The sequence below is a fragment of the Bradyrhizobium sp. NBAIM08 genome (assembly GCF_020193935.1).
Classification (GTDB): domain Bacteria; phylum Pseudomonadota; class Alphaproteobacteria; order Rhizobiales; family Xanthobacteraceae; genus Bradyrhizobium; species Bradyrhizobium yuanmingense.
This window is the reverse complement of record NZ_JADYVR010000496.1, coordinates 1-434: the sequence shown is the minus strand read 5'-3', so window position 1 is coordinate 434 and position 434 is coordinate 1. Positions and strand designations below refer to the sequence as shown.

General features: G+C 48.2%; 1 protein-coding gene. It reads left to right on the top strand.

Translation table 11 applies throughout. From position 1 onward, the window contains the following. Positions 1-415, top strand: a 415-nt coding sequence (locus I6F37_RS40625) for a hypothetical protein (protein ID WP_225154464.1), incomplete at its 5' end; no start/stop codon positions are given. Between the last annotated feature and the right edge of the window lie 19 nt (positions 416-434).

The window sequence follows — 434 nt, the reverse complement described above, 5'->3', positions numbered from 1 at the left end:
CACCGATTTAGGATTGTCCACGCAGATTAACGAATGGATGGTAATGGGCAAAAAAGGCGTTGATTATTGGGTCGAAAGCGCGCCGGCAATCGAGCAGAGAATAAAGAATCGCTGTGCTTTACGGACGCTGTGGCGAAACCGGACGATGCCGAATTCAACAATTGCCCGACTTGCCCGTAATCTGCACGTTTCAAAAGATTTTCTGGAAACCGAACTGTTCAATTCGCAAACTTTCGGCAGTTTGCTGGAAAAAGTTCAGCAGCAGCAAATTGCTGCCGGCGAATGGACAGAGAGTTATCCGCTCGAATCAATCAGAAAAGCTCTCTCGGATTTGCGGCATTTGACGGAAAAGCTGCGCCGCGAAAAACGCGCTCTGACAGCGGATCAAAGTTTTTCCCAAACGTCGAGACGATAATCTTTCGTGCGTTTCGAAT